Genomic DNA, 23356 nt, shown 5'->3' on the forward strand with positions numbered 1-23356 from the left:
ACATTTATCCTAGTTTAGCCACCGCGGTGTACAATAGGCTTATCTTAATGCTTCCTCGTGGTGCATCTTCATTAAGATGTTACACCCGTACCCGTTTAATATTATAATCAACAATGATTACATTAATATTGTAGCATAGTTTTTTATATAGTCAAGTATTTTTTATATTATAAAATAATATTTTATATTATGGTTAAAATTTCTTTTAATGCTAAAAAACAGAGTACTTTTATATTAAATATATTATTTTATAATATTTTATATTGTGATATAATATATATAGAAAGAAGAAAAATGGAAACAAAAGTACTTACTTATTTAAACAACAAAGGTGGTGTTTTAAAAACAACATTAGCCACTAACCACGCAGTTTATTTAGCACAACAAGGTTATAAGGTATTAATAATTGATACTGATGCACAAAATAATGTGGCTGAAACTTTTTACTTACCAAAAGCAAAATATTCTATTTGGGACATAATGTTTAATGATATTTCTTATCAACAAACCATAATTTCAAAAAACACCATTGATTTTATAACATCATCAATTGAATTAAGCCAATTCGATGAAACATTATTATCATTAATGGAACAAAAGAAGAAATTTAAATTATCTAATGAAATAATAGATGAAATCATATCAAGCAAGAAATATGACTATATTATTATTGATACAAGCCCTAATTTAAGCAACTTGCTATATTACACCTTATTAGGCTCACAATATTTAATAATACCCTTTAATCCAGATTTTAGCTCTATTAGCGGGTTAACTAACGTTATAAACTTTATAAATAACGCTAAAAAGGAAAATCATAAGCTTGAAATATTATCATTAGTGCCTACAATAACAAATGCTCGAAGCGAAATAGAGGAAGATTTAATATTTCAATTAAAAGACCATTTTAAACTCTTACCTATTTCACAACATCGAATTAAAAACTCACAATCACCAAGACGATATGTATTAATGTACAATCAACCTATTTTAGGATATAAAAAATACGCTAGCTACAAAAGCGTATTAACCAATTACTTTAAATCACTAAAAATTAAATAAAAGAGGAATTTAACAATGAAAATATTTGAATATATTCTAGGTTTTATTATTCTTTTTATCGTGCTAGGTATATTATCTAAATATGTTTTTATACCAATGCTCGACAGTATGATTATCAAATAAGGAGGAAAGATGAATTTAAAAGAAAGAGTTTCTAGTTACAGCGTAGAAGAAACCAAAACAAACAACAATAATAGTTTAAAGAAAGCTATTTCTATAACCTTAAGCCAACAAGCTATTGATAAACTTGAATTTATCAAAACACAAAAAGGTAATATAATGAACCGCTCACAAATCATAGAGCTTTTAATTAAAGAGTATAAAATATAGCAAGGCAACCCTTGCTATTATTTATTTAACTAATTGATATTTGAAAATTTTAGGTTCAATATCAGTTCTATATAAAGTATTTAACTTATCCTTTAAATATTTAATTGCATCATTTAATTCGGGATATTTATGTACAAAAACTTTTTCGTGTTTTTTATTATACTCACCATTTCAAACTTTTATATTAATTTCAGTTTCTATTTGATGAAGTCCATATTTATATGTGCTTATATATTCGCTTGTGTTTTTAATAAAATTTAAAATTTTATTTCAGCTTTCCATTATGAATTCATATTTTTCTTTATTTTTAAATGAATTAAAAATATTATCAGCTCGAGAATTTTGGGATAATGCCATTTCGTTTAATCTTAAGTCATCGCTTATGCACTTATTTTTGTTAGTTAAGCAAGCTCATATAAAACAATCATTCATAAATTCATTATCTCTTTGATAAGAGCGACCACCATCCCCACTTTTCATAAGAATAGAAAGTTCTAAATCCTTTGGCTCATATTTTGCTGCTGCAAATAATGGTAATTGCTCCAAAGCATTTTTCTCATTTAATAAGCAAGGTGTATCATTAATAATTTGCTTTCCATTATCTAAACTAGTACCAATGGGACGCAATTCACCAGCCATAATGAACATTTTTGCAAAATAGTCATTATTTTTAGTTTTGTCCAGTAATGTTTTTATACTATTATGTATTTTTTTAATATTTCCATTTTCTAGTATAAGTTCTTCATTCACATCATCAACGTCGCTTCAATTCATTATAGGCAGTCCAGCATCATAGTTAGCATTATAATTCTTTCTGTTAGAAATATAACCATTAAAATATTTCTTATCTATAATATGGTCTTTTTTTCAATATTTAATTGGCGAATATAAAATATATTCATTAGGTTTATAGATATTAAATGCACTTCATATGAATTTTGTAGCTAATTCGTTTTTTAGTGCGCCTTTAATTTTTTTATCATTAACCATTAAGCCATCAATATAAGTAATATGCTTTCTACTTTCTTTATCCTTGGATGATAAAGTGCTTGTTTCATCACGAAATGGAGGGTTTTCTAAAAATATTAAATATGTTTCTTCACGATTTACCTTCGAAAGTAGTGTTGACAAGTAAGTGTTAAATCCTTCGCTCAAAGCATCACCATCACTTAACAGCCCCATATCTGTAATATACTCGTTTGTTGGCGGGATAATTTCTCTTACTCGACCCTCATATAGACCTTTTAAAGTTGTTCATTCAGTATAATCAATTGTATTTAATATGCAATGTGATAGAACTTCTTCATTAAATAGTCTTTCTAAATTTCCAGTGCCAGCACATCTATCTATTATTAAATAATCTTTATAACCTAATTCCTTACTTCTTTCTATGGCTTCTAAAACATAATTGGTAGAGATTTCTACATATTGTTCCGGTGTGAAGAAAGCACCTAACTGTTTCTTCAATAAAACACCACCCAACATATTCATATTAAAATGCAATCATCCAAATCTAGGTGTCTCTTCTTCATCTTTTAATTGTTTATTTCAATCAAATGGCTTAATATTGAGTAATTGAGGATTTATAAATTCTTGTTTAACTTCTTCTTTGCTAGCTGTATATTTTTTACCTTTCTTTTCTGAAAGCATTTCGCAAAACAAGTTATTGTAAGAAATTATCGAAAATTCATCAATATATCCTCTTAAATATTCATTATTATTAACGAAATCTTCATCATTTCTAAACTGAGAGACATCCATTCATTTCCCACGATTTATTTCATCTAATTCATATCCGTTAGTTTCCAAAAGCTCCAAGTTTTGAAATTTAATAAATTCACCACTATTTAAGTAAATTAAATAAGATTTAGATGGAACTTTTTTTCCAGCTGAATTATAAGCTTTTAAATATCTTATTATCTGTTCAATATGGTGCTTCACCCCCCCCGTCTAAATCTTTATTTTTCTTAAATTCTATAATAGTTCCTTTTATTACTCCATCAGTATTTAAATCATAATTAGGTGTAACACCAAGTTCAGCATAAAAATCAAACATCCCTTGAATTTCACTAATATATTGTTTTTGCATAATATCTCCTTTTTAATATAAATAATTTTACACAAAAATAGCAAGGAAACCCTTGCTATTTCTATTTAACTTTATTTCGATATTTACGTACATAAATAAATCATCCCAATACTGAACTAGCACCCACCGCTAATAATGCAAGTGGAATACCAATAAATCATACAACGCGCTTAGCAATATTCTTGTCATCTTGCTTATCATTGATATTATTTGTTAAATTATCATTAATTTGTTGCGTTGTGCGGTTCATTAATGTTACATAACCATCATTTTTAACATCACCTAAAGGATGAAGTTTAACAAATGCACTTCTAATAATACCATCAGATTTTGAAACATTTCTAATAGCTTCATTAAGCTCATTAACATCTAAATTGTAATCAATATTGTATTCAATACCATATATTGCATCAAGATATTTACTTAAATCATCAATAAATTTTGATTTTAATGTTTCTAGGTCGTTTTCACTATATATAAAGCTTGCGCCTTTTATTACGCTTAAATCTTTGGCTTTGGCAACTCCATTTATAATTATTTGCTTATTTAAATCATCAATAGGCTTTTTATCAGTCGTATTGCTGAATGCAAATGCTTTAGTACCTTGACTTCTATTATTAACACCGTAAACATTAATTAAGCCTTTATGTATTTTTCCATCTCCTACTACCACATCTCTTAATGTTTTATTAATTTCATCAATATCAAATGTGTAATCCTTATAAATTGTTAGCTTTTGCTTAGCTAGATATGCAACTACATCATTAATAAGCGAATTTCTTAGTAAATTCATACTATTAAAACTATAAGAATGCTCTTCTCAATTAGGAATATTATCTAAATCAATAATATCTACCAAATCATCTTCAATTTCTTTATCGGTTTTATTACTAAATTCAAATGCTTTAGTACCAGTAGATATATTATTTATTCCATAAATATTAATGTATCCACTATGCTCAACATTATCGTTTTTAATTACTTCTCTTAATGTTTTATTAATTTCATTCAAATCGAATTTATAATCCTTGTTTTGAATTAAATAATATTTTTCAAATAAGTAATTACTAATTGTGTTTATTAATTTATTTTTAAGCACTGAAAGCTTATTCTCATTGAATTTTAAGGATTTTAAGCTATCTATTTGATTTAAGTCAATTAATTCTTTTGTATTAGCATCAATATTAGTCAATATATTTATAGTTGTAGTATTTTTCAACATTGCATTTTTACCAATTAATGTTGCTTTAAAAGAACCTTTTCTTTTCAAAATGCTTAACATTAAATCACTATTTATGGTAAAGTCAATATCATTAGGTACGCTGATATTGTGTGCTTTTAACTGATTATTAATTTTTGTATATAATTCAGTTAACATTTCAGTATTACTTGCATTTTTAATTGTAACTTCATTTAATACAATTTTACTTAAATCAATTTCTTTATCATAAATACTATGTGCAGTGTTATATACTTTTACTAATACACGCCCATTTTTACCTTCTTTAGCAGTTAATTCTAATGTAGAATATTTGCTTCCAATACCATCCTTATTTAAAAGCAATTCAACAAATTTTCTTTCATTAGCTACAGTATCTAAATTTTTAATTTCATAATCTACATCAAGAATTAGAGAATTGTAATAGGTTACAATTTTTTCTTTTATTAACTTTTTAATCTTTTCAACATCAGTCTCACCATTTAAATTTATTGTTAATTCACCAAAATTTTCGAAAATATTTTTGGTATTTTGCTTTTTACCTTTTCCAAATTTACCAGTAATATCAATCATAAAAGTTGGACTACCGGCAAGTAAATATTTATCTTGAAATTCCGGTTTCAAAACGATGCCAAATTTTACGAAAACATTATTTTTTTCTTCTGTAGCAATCAGTTTGTCTCAATCGTTAAAGTTAATAAATCATTTTTCTTTATTGCTTAACATTTTATTGCTATATTCATCAGCATTCATACTATTGCTTAATTCATTTTGAAAATAGCTAGCATTTCAATTTAGCGTGATAACAGTTTTATTAATCCCATTAATTTTTAATGGTATCGATATTGTTTCGCTACTGAGTTTGTGATTAATGTTAAATGAATTTAGTTTTAAATGCAAAATAACATTATTATTATCATCAAATGTTACATTATCTATTTCTACATATTGACTACCTTTAAAGTTATCAAAAAAGTAGTTTTTAATATCATTGAATTTTCACGTATCATTTGTTTTAAATTTTTCATTAAATTCTTCTTTAGTAAGCACATTATATTTCTTTAGCAATGGTGTAATTGCGATATGCGCATTAAATTTTTCATTATTATAAATAGCATTCATAAACAATTTATAATATTCCATGACATCTTCATATTTTAAAGAAAATATAACATCATCTTTTAATTTATATTTATCTGAGATAAAGTTATACATCTCAGCACCTACTTTTGAATTTCAAAACGGGATTAAGTATTTATTTTGCACATTATCTGTAAATAAGCTTTGTGGATTTGTTTTTTCATCAATAAGCACAAATTTAAAGTTCGAAATTGCGTTTTGGCCATCTTGAACAATTAGGTATAAACCACTTTCACTAAAATAATTATTTTCCGAACTTTGATTTATATCTGTTTCAAACTCGCTATTGTATCCTAAAACATCGCTATCACTAAATATTTTAAAGATATGCACATCTTTTGTATCACCAATATAAGATTTTAATCCACCCTTACCAAGTACTACAGCTTCGGCAATAAATCCAGCATCTTTTAATTCCGGCTTAAATAATGTTTTTGCTCCATAAGGCAATAAAGTTTTTAAGTAATAGTTATATTCACTACTTCTTTCATCATATTTATGCTCTCATGACGAAATATAATCATTGTCATTTTCAGTATATTTTTCATAATCATCCCCTTGATTAAAGCCTTCAGATGGTACTCAAATTATTTGCTTTTTAGTACCGGTTTTAACATCAATACTTGCATCATAAAGCTCGTTAGGTATTTTATGCCCTTTTTCGTCTTTAATTTCATTTCCATCTTCATCTATTTTGTATGGTGAAATTAATACTTTTTGATGATAATTTTCGTCGGGGTTCCAAGCATATCATTTAAAATCTTCTTGAATGCTTTTAGAATTAATTACAAGTATCTTCTCATATTGCTTAACTAAATTCTTATCTAAATTTCCTTGACCATCATATGAATAAATTTCAATTCTATATTCATTTTTCTTATGTGAATTTTCTTCTGTTTTTGCTACTTCTTCTCCATTAGCATTTACGGTTTGAACACCACTATCAAATACTCTTTCATTATCGTTAGCATTATTTCTATTATCTTTTAATTCTTCCTCGAAATATTTGTTTAAAACATCAATTCTTTTGCCATTGATTTTTAATACTTCATTTTCATTAACTGTTATAAATGAAATTTTTAATGGAGTATGCACTTCGTATTTACCAAGATAACATTTCTTACCATTACACTTAATTTCTTTATCACCAGCAACTCTTACTAATTTATCATTAACTAATGCAGTTGTTCCAGTTTCAAAATCTACTCATTTACCTAAATCAATTGTTAATCTATTATCAACATTTTTTGACTTAAAGTATTCTGATGGAATAAAATTAACTTTTAAGTTTTTATAAATTAAATAGTCACCTCAAGGAGATGTTAAATACAAGTTTATGTGAGTATTAGTAGCAATACTTGTTTTTAAAGAAATAATTTTGTCTAAACTTAAATGCATTTTGCTAGATAACTTGTTACGTATTGCGGAATTTACTCTTTTAATTTCTTCATTTAAATATTCACTATTAGCTTTTGTTGATTTTTCGTGTTCATTAGGTAATTCTGTATAAATATCACCCCCAGTATCAGTTGTAATATTCATCCCTTTTCTTCATTCACTTTTTAGTTCACTAACAAAATCGTTATATTGTTGAGCTATTTTATCAGCATTATACTTATCAATTTTTAAATTAGGTTCTTCATATTTAAAAGTAAATGATAGCCCTGTGATATATCATTTCGTTTCAGTAGATGTATAAGTTTTTCTACTATTTACTTTAGCATATTGTATTTCTCAATTAGTATCAAGTTTAGTATCAGTATCTGATAATTTTCATAGTTTTCATTTATCACTATTAATAAGTACATTTGTAGACCCAGAAAAAATTTTCTTCCCATTTGGGTATAGTACAGTTACATCCATACCTTGAATTAATTGTTCTACAAAATCCGGATGAATACTTAATTTACGCTTATAATTTGTTTTTGTACTTCAAGAACCTAAACTCTCTGTGCTGACTATAAATTCGTTATCATCAAGTAATTGCATCCCTTGATAAATATTGTTTTCGCCAAATTTTAAATAAACAGTATCTCCAATTGACTTAATTTCACTATTAGTTGACCAACTTCACTCACAACTACCAATTGGTCGATTTAATATTTTCTTTTGCATATCAGCCAATGCTCGTGAAACATCATATTCTCCGGCAGGTATATCATAGTTGATGAATGCAGATACAAAACAAGGTACAGTACCAATTGTACTTGCGCCTAATAAAATTAGATTTTTAACTTTTTTATTCAAATATTTCATCATCAATTTCATCCTTTAGAATTTCACTATCAAATTTTTGTTCAATATCATAATTTTGAAATGTATTGAGTGTTTCTTCTCGTGTTTCATCTAATTTCTTGCGTTTTGTTCATTCTTTTTCTCTTTCTTGTAACATTGCTTTTTTATGCGCATTAATTTTTTCTATATCATCTTTTGTGATGTTATATCCACATAATGCTTGTAATATTAAGTCGACTTTTTCGTTTAAAATTTTTACTTCATCTTCAACATTTTCTATTTCAGCAATAATATTATGTTGAAAAGGGCTTAATGATGCATAAAAACTTTTTCTAAATGAATAAAATAAGTCAGATTTAATATCCTTGAGAACAATTTCTTTTTCTTCATTAGCAAGCTGCATAGCTACCATATCGCTTAAATATGCACTTAAAGAAACTTTTTGACCAGCTAGTTGCTTTTTAAGCTTATTTAGTCGTGCAACATCATCGCCATTATAAAAACGTATTGTAGTCGCAATTCCAGTTTCTTTTTGTTTCTTCTCTTTTGCTCGCTTTTCAGCTTGTTTTACTTTAGCTAAATCTCTTTTAATTAATTGTTCAATTTTACTTTCTTTTTCATTCTGAGCTTCTTGTTCCTTTTGTGCAAGCTTGCTCATTAATTCATCTTCATTTATCATATTTCCCCTTTCAACTAATTAATTAGTTTTTACCAAAACTACCTTGTTTAAATAAAATGCTTTTTTCAAAATCGTTGTAAAATACTTCAGCTTTTATTTTTGAATACTCGTGCAGTGACGTTAAATTAGTTCCAATATCAGCTTTAGCCAAGAAAGTAGTAATCGAATTATTTAACCCACCACTATTTTCATACAGCTTTTTAACAGCTTCTAAATCATTTTGTCTTAACCCAAAAAAGTAAGAATATTGAGAGTTCATCATAATAGCTTCAGCTTTTTTGCTTGCATCCGCACTAGCTAAGAAATCTGATGGATTTTGTGATGCAATAAGCATTCCAGCATTATATTTTCTAACAGTTTTAGTCATAAAGAATAATGCATCCATTGTATGTTTATTATCTTTAAATCGATGGAACTCATCAACAAGAATTGTTGTATTTACTTTCTTATCTAAGATAAAATTATTAAATATCTTAGTTTGTAAATAAGAGATAAGTACAAATACAGCAACAGCTGATATTTCATCATCAGCAATATCTAATTTAGAAATATTAAAGACTATAAAGTCACTATCTAAGTTCATATTTGTTTGCCCATTATAAATAAATTCATACTTACCATTATTTTCAAACAAGTATTCTAGCGTTTCAACAATATCAGCTAGCAATATTTGCTTGCTTGTAATGTTTTCTCCCTTAGGCAGTTTATATCTTTTTCCATATTGAATTAAATCACTCATTATAGGATATTTAAAATTACTAATCTCTTCAATAGTTTTAATCTTATAAACGCCCATTTCTTCATATAACCCTTTAACTAGCTTTAATATCATCATAATTTGCGCAGTCTTTCACTCATCGCAAATTAGTTTAAAGTAAGCCTCTAGTCATTCAAGATGTTTATTAATTATTAGTTTTACTCCTAAAGCATCAACCTCGTCTTCATCATAAAGTTGATATCTGATTTCAAGTGGATTTAATGTAGTGTTTTTACCACTTCCAAGGTCAATAACTTCACCACCAAACTTTTCACATAATTTAACATATTCGCCTTGAATATCTAAAATATATACTCTATTATTTTCGGCTAGTAATGAAAGAACTTCTTTTCCAAGAAAAGTAGATTTACCTTTTCCAGAACTTCCAAGCACAAAAGCATTGTAGTTACTTCTTTTACTACTATTTTTATAAAATCTATTAATAATAAGTGGCTCAGCAGTATCATAAGTTAATGATGCAATATTAATGTTTCCATCATTTACCATCGCATTTTCAAATGCTCAACCGTGACTTAAATTGTAAGAACTCATTTCCATTTGTTCTTTTAAATTATTTGTCGTAATTAAACAAGCCTGTGAATATGCTTCAAATTGTTTAAATGGTAAAGGATTTAAGTTTATTTTGCTTTTGCGCGCTTCTCTAAAGTTACTATTTTCAATTTCTTTTAATTCTTCTAATGAATTGGCTTTATTAATAACTAGAAATTGAACATCATAAAGTTTATTTTGATTAGTAATCAATTGATTTTGTAAATATTCAATCGCTTCAAGCTGTAATTCATTTGTCTTTTTGGCGTATTTTGATTTAATCCCATTAATATTATCTTCAGTACGTTTTGTACCCTTATCTAGCATTATTGCTTGCATATCTTCGTTAAATGGAACACATTGTACAACAACTTGAGAGTTATTACTTAATAGTGGTAACATTCAATTGTTAGGCAGTTTTAATGGTAAATCGCTCATTACTTGTATGCTGTAAAATAACTCATTTTTCTTGAAATAATTCTTTTTAAAAATCATTTCATCCACAGTAAGCAGCTCATCTAAATAAATATGGTCATCACCTTCTCAATTTTCAGCTGAAAAATATTTTTCAATTGTTTCGTTATCGATATCAATATCTTCTTTGTTAGCTAAAAACTTAAACAGCTTTTCCTTTTTTAGTATTTCATTTAAAAGCCCCATTTTATCTAAAGCGTCTGAAACGTTATTTAAACTTTTAAAAACGTTATTTTTATTTTTAGAATATAGAACCAAATAGTATTTATCTACTTCATAATTTGTATCAAGTATTTCAAAATCTTGCATTCTAGCATCATAATATTTTTTAAAGTTTTCTTTGACTTCCTCGCTTGCTTTAGCTAATAAAATTTCTTTTTCTTTTCTATTCTTTTTAAGGCAATTAACATTATTAGAATAATCTTCTAAATCACGTAATCTTACAATACTCATTTGAGTTTCACTTGCATCTAAAATATCTGTAAATTGTTTAATAAACATTTCAGCATCATTTTCATCTTCGCTTCACGGATTATTACCACTAAATGCAATTACACCCAAATATCTTTTTCCACCCTTGATGTTTTTGGTTTTAATATACATTTCATCTTCGATATCTTCGTACGGAAACAGATTAAAAGTTGTATTACCTTTAGTACTATTTTTTGTATATTTTTTACTTGAAAATAAGTACATTAAGGCTCTAAAGCCTAGTACGTATGTTCTACAGTTATATTTTCTATTCTTAATAAGCAAAAAGCTAAATGAAATCATAAAAAATATTGTTAATATTAGTTTAAATATTTCATTTACGCTTGATGGTAAGATGGTAAATCCTAGAACAAATGAAAGAACAGCTAGCGCCATAGCAACAGCAAAATCTCCAAGATTAAAATCTCGTCAAATTAAAAGCTTATTTTTATTATTACCTTTAGGTTGTAGCATCATCTTTTATTCCTCGGTTCCATTTATATTTTTTGTTTCATCATTTTTAATTTTTCCATCATAGTAATCTCTAGCGTTTTTTAATCCTTTTTCCATTCTTGCTTCTCTTGCTTGTTTTCAGTGGTTTAATTTACCTTTAAGTCCGTGATTATATTTTGTATCAAAGTCATTTAACTTTTGATTTGAATTAGCTAAATTGTTTTGTGCGTCAGTATATCCATCCAAATCTCCGGTTTTCTTATACATTTTGCTTTCAAACTTATTAGCTTTTAATTCTTGTCTTAAGTTATTTCTTCTTTCATTAAATACTTGTTTATCAGCTTTCACATTTGCTCGATTTTGTCTTGTGCTTTCGTGTAAGTTTCTAATGCGCTTTCTAGCTTCAGCTCCACTAATTTTTCCGGCTCTTTGCATATTTTTAATATCTTTACGTTGGCGATATACAGATAATCCAGAAGTTCCGTGTGTTGCAGCTTTAGCCATTACGGCTGCACCAGCTGCGCCAGCAACACCGGCCTTAGTCATCATACCAAGCGCTCTACCACCAGTCACAATTGATTTCATATCTTGCATTCCTTCTTTAACACTAGCACTTTCTCCAATAAAGTTCGCCACTTCAGAACCAAAATTTTGCATTGCTAAAGCACCACCAACATATAGTGCAACAGATAAAAGTATTCTTAATAAAAAGTTAATATTATCTATAGCATTAATATAGCTACCAGCGCGTGAAACAAATTGTACATAAATTTGTATTCCAATAAAGAATGCTAAAATTGCAAGTTGCTTTCCAATATATTGCGTACGTCATATCTTTAAGCGCTTACCATCATCGCAAATTGCAGCAGATATAACAAAAGGTGATATCATAAATAATCAAAACATTTGTAATACCTTACCAACAACTAGCATTATTCCCATAATCAAGCAATAAATTGTTCCAAGTGAAATCATTGCGCCAGTAACAATAACCATAGCACCTTCACCTCAATTTAATTTATCATAATATCCTCTCGGTATTACATATTCCCCTTCACTAAAATTCGAACCTCATTTATTTCATTCTTCAAATGAAATTCTATTAGCTAGCGCTTTTTTATCATATAAAGAACTTCAAATTGTATCGGACAATGTAGTAGAACCACCTTCTCCTAAAATTACTCCAACAATTAAAGAAATAATCATATTAGCAGCAAAAATAATAATTGGTATACCTATTAGATATAATGTACCAATAGCACTTCTTTTTATTGCTATTTTTACATAATTATCACTATCATCCATTTTTGCATAGTGCATCCGTACAACACTAAACATAACCATAAATACCCATAATATCAATGAGACTACAATAAATCGAACGAACATAAATGGAACTTCAGCACCATTTATGCCATCTTGTATTCTGACACCAAAGAGGATATATTGCGGTAAATCAATCGCTATTAATTGATATGCTTGCACTATCACCGAAATAAGTTTTAATGGTAATGCAACAAAAATGGTTGATGAAGTACTAAAAACTGAATAGTATAGCCCACCAAACATTTTTATTACCTCCTATAAATTAATTAAAGCACTTGTTACTAGTTCAGCTTTTGACCCAGTTCCATTCATAAATGCATTTTGCATAATACCAGTAATTGCACCAGTTAAAGCTCAAATGATTAAAATTGCAATAAATCCAATAAAAACTCATTTAACTTTATCAAGTTGTTTCTTTCTCTCGTTTTCGTCTTCGCTTTTTGCTCCTTTGTAGAAAGCAATAGCACATATAATAGCCATCGCAAGCACAAATAAACCAGCTAAAGCTCCAAGTATAATATTTGCATATGTTTGCACTTGTTGTGCGATTTGTGAAATCCCAGTCGTGATAGTCTCACTGTTTCCACCTTCAAAAAATTTAATTAAATTGTCGTTCATAAGAACCTCCCTTTATTTCTTTAGTGATGAAGCACATTCTTCATCTAAATTTAAGTTTTCGTTTATGTTTAAAATATCTGTAGATATATTTAAATCTTTTAATGTTTCATAATATTCATCATTAGAAACATCTTTAATAAGATTTAGTAGACAAAGACATTGAATATCATTAATATAAAGAAAATTTAAATCATCCCTTATATTTGAGTATTCAAAAGTCTCGGCATCATCTTGCCCATTTTCTATATATTTTTCATACAAGATACTATTATAAGCATCATAGTTATCCATAAAGTCACCATAATTATCCTTAATATCTTCTATGGAATAATGATAGAATTTAGCATTTTCGGCATCTTGTAATGCATCTTTTAGTATTTCAACATCTAAATTATTAAAATCCTTTAAATTTTTAATTCATTCTTTAGCGTTACTTAATTCTTCAGAATTTAAGCTATCTTTATAATCATTTTCGAAATCATTTAAAGCATTTTGAATTAGGTTTTTACGCTCATTTAAAATATCATCTAAATTAGATTTAAGCGCTTCGATATCTTGATAATTATCCATAATCACCTACATTTTCATTCCGCAAGACTGTTCATTATCAAAATCTTCTATTTTTTCCTTATAACCTTCATATCCATTTTGGTCAAGGTTATAATAAATTGATAATAAAAGTATTTCATTATCATTTGCATTAGGATACTTTTTATAAATATTAAGAATTTCCTCACTTAATTTAGCGTCTAAAAGGTTTTTAGTAATATAACAGCTCATTTCAAAAGGTTCTACATATTCATAATCATCATCCTTTTGATATGAAATAATTTCATTCATATTTATGATTTCATAAATAGTAAAGTTATTTCTTATGCATAAATCTAATTCGTCTTCAGTAATACCACGTTTTGTAAAAATATCTTCAGTAATGAATTCATCTAAAACATCATTTCAATTTAATTCCTCATTAGTGTTTAATAATCTATTTTCAATTAAATGAATTGATGAATTTAATGTTTCTAATCCTAAATCTAATAAATATTGTTTATCCATAATTACCTACATTTTCATTGATGATGTTTCTTCTTCATCCTCTTCTTGAGGTTTAATATTTTCTATAGCTTCATAATCTATATTTTCATTTCTTACATATTTACGTGTATTTTCTTCTACATTATTTTCTTCGCTTTCTACAACATCTTGTTTTCTTGCTTCACGTACAGCTTTAGTTTCTAAACAAGTAATAGTATCAGCAACAACCTCTAATTGTTTTTGGTTATAACCACTTGCATTAGTAAATACATTGCATTTAATCTTACCTTGTAGCATAATTAATGCACCTTTTTCTAAATTATTTACTACATATTCAGCGCTTTTGTTTCATAATGTAACCGGTATAAAGTTAGTGCTTCCTTTTGTATCCACAGCAATATCAATTTTTACATATTGATTTCCTTTTGCGGTTTCTTGTAATTTGGGTTCATTTGAAATTCTCCCCATTAGTTTAATTTCATTAATCATAATATTTACCTCTTTTATTTTTTACGTTTAATAAGTAATCCAAGTCCAATTAATGCAGCTATACCACAAACCACAGTTGCACTTATTAATCCAGCAAAAATTGGATTTAATCCTTTGTTATCTTCTTGTGGTGTTATTTCAGCATCTTTAATAACTATTTGTGGTTTTGTATTTTTTGGCAAGGCATTTAATAAAGTTATCATTTCAGGTCTATTTTGTATTTTGTTGAAATTTTTATCAAACTTTTCACTAAAGACTGTGTCTTTATCTTCTTCAGTAAATGGTAATTTGCTCAATAACAATAATGCTTCGTGATAATTATTTACTAAATCATTGATGTTATCTGTTTCTAAATTTAAACTATTTAATTTTCCTTTTTGTTGTGATAAATCAATTTGTTTTGTTGTAGTCATATAATCAATAACTTTATTTGCCAGTTCTTTTAAGATAAAAGCAGATTGTTTAATCGTATTAATTTCTTCTAGCTTAAGCTCTAACTTACTTTTATCATCTGTTTTTGATATTTCCTTTAAAAAATTTTCATAATTTCTTACCATTGATGATAAAAAACTTTTTAATATCAGCAGTTTTTCACTATTATTTTTATTATTTAAATTAAGTTCGCTCACAATTTCGTTTTCGATATTGTGCAACTTCTCAATTTGCTTATTAGCTATTTCTGGTGAAATGCTAAATGATGATTTAATTGCTTTTAATTTTTGAATATAAGTGTCGAAATAAACTTCTTTAGTATCTGTATCATTATTACTATTTTCGATAATATATTTTATTTCCTTCAATGTTTCATTATCATTTAAATTGTTTATTATAAAGTCTAAAGGCACACCAGCATATCCTAATGCATATGCTCCAAAACTATGCAATGGAAATCAATGCATTGATACTGTATCAAAAATTTCTCTCATTTCATTTATTGCATTTTTGTTTTCTTTTATGCCTTCTATAAAAGTTTGATAATCGATAGATTTACCTTCAACGTTTCTAGATACATCACCAGTTTGTACTCAATAGAAATAAAAGTTTGCATCCATATACTTATTAAACGCATCATCAGTATAAATTTCTTCCGTGTATAAATCGTTTAATTTAATACTTATTAAATTTTTTAATCACTGAGTTGAAGAATTATTAAAATTAATTATGTCTAAAATATCATAATTTTTTTCGTCTGACAGTCAAAGTTTTAATAATTTATATTGAGTTTTCAACATTTTATTATATTTTTCCATAACTACTAAATGCCTAGGTATTTCCACATCTTCAATATATGCGTTGCTAAGCCCACTAAAATTACTATCATTTTTAATAGCATTTGTTAGTTCATTATAATTGTTGAATTCTTGAATTTTTGAATTATAAGGGTTGCCACTTGAAATATAAAATAAGCTTTTAAATTCATCATAAGTTAAATATTTTTTAGAAATATTTATTTTTTCTTCAGCTTCTAATTTATTTTCATAATTAGTTTTAAAGTTATAGTTTGATTTTTTATAAGCAAAAACATTTTCTGTATCGATATTTTTAATATATTCATTTATTCTGAATTCTTTTATTCTATTTTTCTTGTTATAAAACATATCTTCAAAAGTCTGATTTGATTTAAATTTTCTTTCAAAATCTTCTTTTTGTTTTCTGATGTTTGGACTAAATTTAATTAATTCCTTAACTATCTCATCCATACTATTTCATAATGCTTTAACAGCTTCTTTGTTGTCGGTGTTGAATTCTTTTGCCATTAATAAATTAACAGTTTTTGCATATTGATATTTAGCATAATCGAATTTTGTGTTTCTAGTAATATCAAATCTCGTGTTAAAATCATTAATCTTTGAAGTTCTAGTACTCTTAAAATATTCTTTTAATTCATTAGGATTAATTAACAACTTCACTAGTTCATCATTGATATCGGTTTTTAGTAAGTCTGATATTTTATTTTTTATATCAAAATAGTCATTTTGCTCAACATAAGTTTTTGCAAAAACTGTATTTTTAATATTTTCTTTGTAATTTGTATAATATATTTCTGTTTTGTTCGTTCAACGACTTTTCTCTATCTTTTCATCACCATAAGCCTGACGAATATTTTCTTTAAGACTATCTATGTAAAAATCTAGTATATTTAAATATTGTTCAATATAAAGTGGCTTGAAGTTTTTTACAATAACCTCTGTTTCTGGCACAATAATCAGCTTTTCAATTTTCGCTTCTTCATTTGCAGTTGTAGCAGACATTGTAGCAATCGGCGTAACTACACTCATTCCCATTACCGGAAACATAAATCATTTTTTAAATTTCATTTTGTATTCCTTTCATAAAATAAAAACCCCATAACACACAAATAAATTCTTGTATGTTATAAGGTTTTTTAAATATTTTTCTTCATAAGTTCTATTAAGAACTTATTTCTAATATCTCTATCTTCTAAAATGATTTTTTCTTTAGTTTTAATGTATGGTGATTTATATTTATTATTCTGTTTCATAACCAAATAATTCAGTTGCATATTGATAAATATCTTTTTGCTTGCTTGCTAATGCTGTATCATTAGGCACGCTAGGCTTGCTTGCCCCAGTACTTTTTTCTAGTGCTGTTCAAATAAGTTGATATTTATCTTGTTTTGTAAATTGATTATTGAAATCTCTATTGAAATCTCTAGATGTATTATTTTCATCATACATTAAAGGAAGTGTAACGTTTTCAAATTGTTCTTTAGCTCATAAGTATGTGTCTTGATAATCACTTGCTCGTGTATATTGCCCACCAGCAAATAAAGTTAAATCATAATTCTTAAAAGTACCATCTTCGCGTGGAATAGTAGTTCCTACTATCATTTTTGCTTGTAGATACTCAATTAATCTGTTGTGATACTTGTTTAAAATTTGTCTGTTTTCTTCTTTTGCTAAATGTTGTTTAATAGTTTCATCTTCTTGCTTATTACTCATCATAATTAAGAAATCTAAATAATCATTTAACAATTGATATTGAAGCATTTGCATTTTAATATAACTTGAAGATATTAGATTAAGATAAAGGTTCATATCATTGCCGTAAGTATAATTTGGATGGTTTGCCTCATTTACACCCATATTTAATGATGTAAATGCTACCGACACATCATCAAAAATATTTGTGCTATTTGTTAAATCTGGATATCCATTTATTAATACCTCTAAAGTGGTTGATGATTTATTTTTACTAGGATAATTGTATCATCCACCATAAGGTGAAGTATATCCGTTTTGATTTCATCAATTTTGTGCCAATTCAACAGATGCTATTAATATTTTATTTGCATATTGATTTGTGGTTGAATAATAAGAGAATATATCTAAGTCTTTTATACTATTTACTAGAATATTTCAACTTTCAACTTGATATTGTTCAGTTGGCTTAACTATTTCTACCGCATATCTAGCACCATATTTTCTACTATCAAAATCTGTTTTTACACTAGGATTTAAAATTTCTTTTAATTTTTCTAGTAGCATTTTGTATTGTTCACTTGTAGCATAACTTCCATCTTGTTTTTTTACTAATTTTCCATTTTTAGTAAAATCAAGATTTCTAACATATTTTGAAATGAATGCAATCGATGGAATATTTTGGGAAATAACTCCATCACCAGCAGTGTTTACTTCAGCAATATATGTTCCAAGATTTAAATCTTGTTTTATCTTTTGCTCCATTCAGCTATTTTCTTCAGCCACAGCTTCATAGTCATATCTTCATTTTTCTCTATCTTGATAAGTCTTTCAAGTATCAGAATTATTTAGATAATAAGTTTTATCTTTATATGCAAATGTATCACTTAATACTGGCGCTTCAATTTTGTCTCCACCTTTTTCTAAAGGTGGATTTTCTTTATTTTTATCTTTTTTTCCATCACCTTTAGGTTTGTAAGTATCAAAACCAATTTTTCAAACAAAATCTTTATTACAAGACACAGCACTAAGTGGTGCTATTAATGCGCCACATAAACTAAAAGCTAATAATCATTTTCTTTTCATAAACTTCCTTTATAACTAAATTTTATCATTTTAAAATTTAAAAACCTTATAACATTGTTTTTATATAATACCTAGCACTGAAATTGTTATAATCGCAATTAAGAATGCTAAGAATATTGCTAAAGCACTAAATAAAATAATTTGTGACTTTTTGTTCTTAGGATTAAAGAAATTATTTAGTCCTTTTTGACTTTTTTCTCTATTTTGATTTTTGATAATTTTATTTTCAGTAACATTTTCTGTTACTTCATTTTTCTTTTCTTCCATTTTTGCCTCCATTAATAGAATTCATCATATTGAGTATTTGTTTCAGATGAAGCATTTTCTTCGTCGTTTTCAACTAATATTTCAGTTTCATAAACTTCATCTTCTAAGCTACTGTTTTCATTTTTTAAATCAGTAACTTCATTTAATTTTTCTGTTTCTTGAGTTTCAATTTCTTCTTTAATTTCTATATTTTCATCAGCAACATTTTCAATTGCTTCTTCTAATGTTTTTGTTTCGATAATATGAATTTCATCAGCAATTACTTGTTCCTTGTATTGCTTCTTTTCATTCTTATCAGTAAAAATTGTTTGGTTTATGTGTCCGATAATTTCTATAAATTTATTTTCTTTATAGAATTTTTCAAAATGTTCAGCAGTTTTCCCAAATGCAGTAATATTTATAAAATCATAGCCTTGCCCGTATTCTTTTTTACATCTGATTTGAAATGTATAAACCATCACTTTATCACTTGTTATTTTTTTAACTGAGCTTTTCGCAATTGAGCCACTTAAAAATAATTTGTTCATATAACCACCTTGTGTTTATTAAATTTATAATTGTTATAGTGCTAAGCACTAGAAAGGAGAATAAATGCAATTTAATGAAATTAGAGATACTATTATTAGTCAATTACAATCTAATAATTATGATTATGATATTTTAGATGAAGCTAGCGATAATAAAATAACGCAATGCAATGATAAGCAAATACCTTATTGTAATTTAATAATCCAAATCAAATCGCCCATAAAAAGAATTTTATTCATTGATATGAATTATCAAGATAATTACGTTTATAAGGTTAATCCTAATAATAAAACCATCCCTAAAGTCAATAAGCAAACAAATAAATACACTAGAAAAAATTCAAAATGGCTAGAATATATACCACACTATTTATCCCAATTTGAAAATGCATTATTTATTAAAATTGTTTATCAATTCAAATATGAAAGAACAAAAGATAACAGTTGAATGAAATATTTGAAATTATTAAATTTCGAAAGCTTAAAAGCTGGAGAATTTATCAACATTATTAAGTAGTTGCAAAACTACTTTTTTCTTTATTCCTCTAAAATTTCATTTATCTTAACTTCTAATAAATCAACATATTCATCATTTGCTTTTCTAGAATAGTAATCTTTATCAAAACTATCTATAACGTATTGATATTTTGCGTTTCACATAGAATAATGTTTTTCATACTCTTTTAATGGATAATAATCACTCTCAAAACCGATAAGGCATTCATATCAAAAACTACCTCAAAAGTTACTAATCTCATTAAAGTATGGAGTGATAAGACTTATTTTTGTTGCTTTAGTTTCATCTATAGCTAAAATGTTTTGTATTTTTTGTTGTAAAAACTCTTTATATAACTTTCGAAATTTTTTTAAGACTTTTTTATAGCTCAGTAATTCTTCAGTTCCAAAATATAAGAAAATTTCTAATGTTTTACTTTTATCATTTTCATCAAAACAAAATGCTTTTCAATTCATTTCTTCACTTTTATAAAATTCTTGTTTTACTATTTCTTTACAGCGCTCACAGTGAAATTGAAAAACCTTGTTATTAAAGCTTGTTTTGCCATATCCAAGATTATTTGAATTTTGATTTTCTTTAGATGCAAACATTTCAAAACTAGGAACTACGGCAATAAAATCATCACCAAGAGAATAAATGTAATAGTACTTATTCATACAACTTCCTTTATTTTTTCTGAGTTTTGTTTTCATTTAACTCAGCGTATTTTTCTTGCATAATTTTTTCGAAATCTTTATGCATTGTTCCACTAATTAATTTTTTTGCCTTATTAAATTGATTACATCTTTCGGACTTTGAGTATTTTTCAAAATACCTTGAAATCTGTCCGCAATTATAAGGTTCAAACTTTCTTACAATAAAATTAATTGTTTCATTAGCAGCTTGTAATTTTGTTAAATCAACTTGATTAATAAATTCATTTATGTTTTCTTCTGTAGCAATTATTGGTGGAAGACCTATAATTTTACATAGCATCTCTTTTTCACTAGGGACATATCTTAAGTATTCGCTAGTATCTTTTGCACAATATTCATAGGCATAAAAATATTCATCTAGCACTTTAAATACATCAGCATCAGCATCATTTCTATTTTCTAATGCATCAATATATTTGTTAAATATTTCACTATTAAAATTAGTTTTCATATTATCTTTTTTGACTTTGACCTAGTTCGCTTCGAATTTTTTGTGATGCATCATCAACTAAATAGTCATATCTAAGATAATCTTTAAATTCATCATAGCTTGCTCAATTATTATTTATTCTCGTTTCATAAACATCAAGTTCAACCACTTGAGGCTTATTTACCCCAGCGCATAAACCTTGATATTGAAATGCAATATCTTCTCAACCAACTACATCTCAATTTTCATCTAATATCTTTTCAAAATGTTCCATATCGGTATATACCTTGTTATCATATTGATATCTAGCTACATAATTTTCGAAATCATCTTCGTCAGTAATTATTTCATCTATTTGTTTTAACTCACCAAGTGAATGCTTTTCAAATATTTCATCAAAATCATCTACAAGGTAAATTTTTTGTAAGATTTCTAATTTCATTCCATCAGTAAATGCAATTTTTGAAAATACATTATCCATATTTTCTAATACATCAGCAAATTCTTCCTTTTCTTCATTATCAAAGGTATTGCTATATGCATCTATTTTGTTTTTTATGTAATCTAATTCTTCTGTCTTATATCTCATATTTCTCCTATTTACTATTTTTTGGTGTACTTGATAAATTTTCGACATCTTGTCTAATTTGACTAATTTTTTCTTTGTAGTCATAACCATTATCTTGCATTAATTCATATGCACATAATAATAAAAGCGATTTATCATCTATGCTTGAATTATCAGCAAATTTTTTAACATACATTGAACAAAATTTTTCATTTAATGCCTTAGCTAATTTTTGTTCAACAGCAGCAATATGAATTAGTTCATTATCAAACTTATCAATATCTAAGTTAGATTTATATAGTAGTTCATTTATCTCTTGAAAACTATCAAACTCAGCATCTAATTCTAATTTTGCAAGCTTATCTGAAAAAGTTAAACTACCATCTTCCATTGGCCGAGAAAACGAAACAAAAGCTATTTCTTCCGCTGAAGTTATAGTTCCGTCTCATACACCTCTTTCAATTAAATTAATAGAATTATTAAGTTCCGCAATTCCATAATTTAGTAATCTATTTTCTTTTCTAATGTTATTTTGAATAAAACTATTTAATCTAAGATAAATAACATCCATATCAAAATACTCATCTTGTTTAATCCATTCAATTTGATTTTCGAGACCTTTTATTAATTCGTCTCTTTTTTTCAAAACTTTTTCTTCAGTATTATTCATCGCTCTCCTTTATTGATTTTTGTATTCTTTTTGTATTTGTATCCTTAAAAAACATATCTACTACTTCATCATCTGTTAAAAATGTTTCTCATTTTAATACATATCCATCAATTTCTTTTTCAACCTTACTCAAAAAAATAAATCCTTTATTATGTTCGAGTAATGTTTTTCTTAATTCAGAATTAATCAATGAATTAAATGTAGCATTTACACCTTTTTCTCTTAATCCAATATCTAACTTTTCTTTCAAATCTTGAATTTCAAAAATATTATTTTCTAATAGTCAAGCCTTAAATTCATTTATCAATCTTCCATTATCAAGTAAATTTAGTTTATAACTAGTTTGTTGCATTTTCATCTATATCCCTTTATCAGTGGTGATATCTAGTCAGTATTGGCGTGTGTATTTAAAGAAATCGAATTTAAGTGTAGCTATATCCTTTAATTCTTTATTTAGTTTCTTATTGCTCATTAAGTCAATAGAACTGAATATAAAATTTCTAAATCTTGCAACATCTTTTTTTGTAATATCTTTAATTTCATAAACGGTTTTTTTGTTAATTAATGATGCAAAGCTTATGCTATTACTTGTAATTTCTAAAGCATCAAGTACATCATATCAATCTATGTAACCCTTAATTTCTTTGACCACTTCTTGGTCAAATAGTTCATTAAAATCTTTAATACTACACTTTAGCTTTAATCCCTTATGTTGTATATATCCCATA

At 26.6% G+C, this 23356-nt stretch carries 23 protein-coding genes; 3 read left to right on the top strand and 20 right to left on the bottom strand.

The genetic code is table 4. The annotated features are described in order from the left end of the window. The first annotated feature begins 294 nt into the window (after positions 1 to 294). Complete coding sequence (locus ACM0IS_RS03745) at positions 295 to 1062, top strand: ParA family protein (protein WP_416756166.1); 768 nt, start codon at positions 295 to 297, stop codon at positions 1060 to 1062. A gap of 132 nt (positions 1063 to 1194) precedes the next feature. Continuing rightward, on the top strand, positions 1195 to 1392 hold the full coding sequence (locus ACM0IS_RS03750) for a hypothetical protein (protein WP_416756167.1): 198 nt from the start codon (positions 1195 to 1197) through the stop codon (positions 1390 to 1392). 21 nt (positions 1393 to 1413) lie between these two features. Here the strand turns inward: ACM0IS_RS03750 and ACM0IS_RS03755 are convergent, their stop codons facing one another. The 14 genes from ACM0IS_RS03755 to ACM0IS_RS03820 all read right to left on the bottom strand — a co-directional run bounded on the left by ACM0IS_RS03755 (position 1414) and on the right by ACM0IS_RS03820 (position 19748). After that, a complete protein-coding gene (locus ACM0IS_RS03755) occupies positions 1414 to 3201 on the bottom strand; it encodes a hypothetical protein (RefSeq protein ID WP_416756168.1) in 1788 nt (595 codons plus the stop codon). An 85-nt stretch (positions 3202 to 3286) separates the two neighbouring features. Continuing rightward, entirely contained in the window at positions 3287 to 3481 is a 195-nt protein-coding gene (locus ACM0IS_RS03760; protein ID WP_416756169.1) for a hypothetical protein, read from the bottom strand. A 61-nt stretch (positions 3482 to 3542) separates the two neighbouring features. Further along, positions 3543 to 8099, bottom strand: coding sequence for an Mbov_0399 family ICE element protein (locus ACM0IS_RS03765; protein WP_416756171.1), 4557 nt, complete (start codon positions 8097 to 8099; stop codon positions 3543 to 3545). Next, entirely contained in the window at positions 8080 to 8754 is a 675-nt protein-coding gene (locus tag ACM0IS_RS03770; RefSeq protein ID WP_416754253.1) for an Mbov_0398 family ICE element protein, read from the bottom strand. The genes ACM0IS_RS03765 and ACM0IS_RS03770 overlap by 20 nt, the downstream gene beginning before the upstream one ends. Positions 8755 to 8776: 22 nt before the next feature. Beyond that, complete coding sequence (locus ACM0IS_RS03775; protein ID WP_416756173.1) at positions 8777 to 11482, bottom strand: Mbov_0397 family ICE element conjugal transfer ATPase; 2706 nt, start codon at positions 11480 to 11482, stop codon at positions 8777 to 8779. Positions 11483 to 11485: 3 nt separating this feature from the next. Next, positions 11486 to 13027, bottom strand: coding sequence for an Mbov_0396 family ICE element transmembrane protein (locus tag ACM0IS_RS03780; RefSeq protein WP_416756174.1), 1542 nt, complete (start codon positions 13025 to 13027; stop codon positions 11486 to 11488). 12 nt (positions 13028 to 13039) lie between these two features. Beyond that, entirely contained in the window at positions 13040 to 13402 is a 363-nt protein-coding gene (locus ACM0IS_RS03785; protein WP_416754258.1) for an Mbov_0395 family pilin-like conjugal transfer protein, read from the bottom strand. Positions 13403 to 13414: 12 nt separating this feature from the next. Next, the gene (locus ACM0IS_RS03790) at positions 13415 to 13972 is read right to left on the bottom strand and encodes a hypothetical protein (protein ID WP_416756175.1); all 558 of its coding nucleotides are present in this window, start codon (positions 13970 to 13972) and stop codon (positions 13415 to 13417) included. 6 nt (positions 13973 to 13978) lie between these two features. Beyond that, on the bottom strand, positions 13979 to 14458 hold the full coding sequence (locus ACM0IS_RS03795) for a hypothetical protein (protein ID WP_416756176.1): 480 nt from the start codon (positions 14456 to 14458) through the stop codon (positions 13979 to 13981). 6 nt (positions 14459 to 14464) lie between these two features. Continuing rightward, positions 14465 to 14926 (bottom strand): single-stranded DNA-binding protein, encoded by a 462-nt coding sequence (locus ACM0IS_RS03800; protein ID WP_416756178.1) that lies wholly within the window; start codon positions 14924 to 14926, stop codon positions 14465 to 14467. Positions 14927 to 14940: 14 nt separating this feature from the next. After that, complete coding sequence (locus ACM0IS_RS03805; RefSeq protein WP_416756179.1) at positions 14941 to 17244, bottom strand: hypothetical protein; 2304 nt, start codon at positions 17242 to 17244, stop codon at positions 14941 to 14943. Between the two features lie 171 nt (positions 17245 to 17415). Next, on the bottom strand, positions 17416 to 18954 hold the full coding sequence (locus ACM0IS_RS03810) for an MAG3960 family lipoprotein (protein ID WP_416756180.1): 1539 nt from the start codon (positions 18952 to 18954) through the stop codon (positions 17416 to 17418). A gap of 60 nt (positions 18955 to 19014) precedes the next feature. After that, positions 19015 to 19221, bottom strand: a complete 207-nt coding sequence (locus ACM0IS_RS03815; RefSeq protein WP_416756181.1) for a hypothetical protein — start codon at positions 19219 to 19221, stop codon at positions 19015 to 19017. A gap of 11 nt (positions 19222 to 19232) precedes the next feature. Continuing rightward, a complete protein-coding gene (locus ACM0IS_RS03820; protein WP_416756182.1) occupies positions 19233 to 19748 on the bottom strand; it encodes a single-stranded DNA-binding protein in 516 nt (171 codons plus the stop codon). A gap of 64 nt (positions 19749 to 19812) precedes the next feature. Here ACM0IS_RS03820 and ACM0IS_RS03825 point away from each other — a divergent pair, with 64 nt between their 5' ends. Next, a complete protein-coding gene (locus tag ACM0IS_RS03825; RefSeq protein ID WP_416756183.1) occupies positions 19813 to 20265 on the top strand; it encodes a hypothetical protein in 453 nt (150 codons plus the stop codon). A 20-nt stretch (positions 20266 to 20285) separates the two neighbouring features. On the opposite strand, the gene ACM0IS_RS03830 is transcribed toward ACM0IS_RS03825, so the two are convergent. Genes ACM0IS_RS03830 through ACM0IS_RS03855 form a run of 6 tightly spaced genes read right to left on the bottom strand, consistent with a single transcriptional unit; the run spans position 20286 to position 23355 of the window. Next, positions 20286 to 20921 carry a hypothetical protein gene (locus tag ACM0IS_RS03830; RefSeq protein WP_416756184.1) on the bottom strand — a complete coding sequence of 212 codons (636 nt, stop codon included), beginning with the start codon at positions 20919 to 20921 and terminating at the stop codon, positions 20286 to 20288. A 10-nt stretch (positions 20922 to 20931) separates the two neighbouring features. Beyond that, positions 20932 to 21411, bottom strand: coding sequence for a hypothetical protein (locus ACM0IS_RS03835; protein WP_416756185.1), 480 nt, complete (start codon positions 21409 to 21411; stop codon positions 20932 to 20934). Between the two features lies 1 nt (position 21412). Beyond that, entirely contained in the window at positions 21413 to 21979 is a 567-nt protein-coding gene (locus ACM0IS_RS03840; RefSeq protein WP_416756186.1) for a hypothetical protein, read from the bottom strand. Between the two features lie 7 nt (positions 21980 to 21986). Further along, the gene (locus tag ACM0IS_RS03845; RefSeq protein ID WP_416756187.1) at positions 21987 to 22628 is read right to left on the bottom strand and encodes a hypothetical protein; all 642 of its coding nucleotides are present in this window, start codon (positions 22626 to 22628) and stop codon (positions 21987 to 21989) included. Continuing rightward, positions 22621 to 22986, bottom strand: coding sequence for a hypothetical protein (locus ACM0IS_RS03850; RefSeq protein ID WP_416756188.1), 366 nt, complete (start codon positions 22984 to 22986; stop codon positions 22621 to 22623). The genes ACM0IS_RS03845 and ACM0IS_RS03850 overlap by 8 nt, the downstream gene beginning before the upstream one ends. Then, positions 22987 to 23355, bottom strand: coding sequence for a hypothetical protein (locus tag ACM0IS_RS03855; protein WP_416756189.1), 369 nt, complete (start codon positions 23353 to 23355; stop codon positions 22987 to 22989). Position 23356 lies beyond the last annotated feature (1 nt).

Source organism: Mycoplasma aquilae ATCC BAA-1896 (genome assembly GCF_048074525.1).
GTDB classification, from domain to species: Bacteria; Bacillota_I; Bacilli_A; order Mycoplasmatales; family Metamycoplasmataceae; genus Mycoplasmopsis; species Mycoplasmopsis aquilae.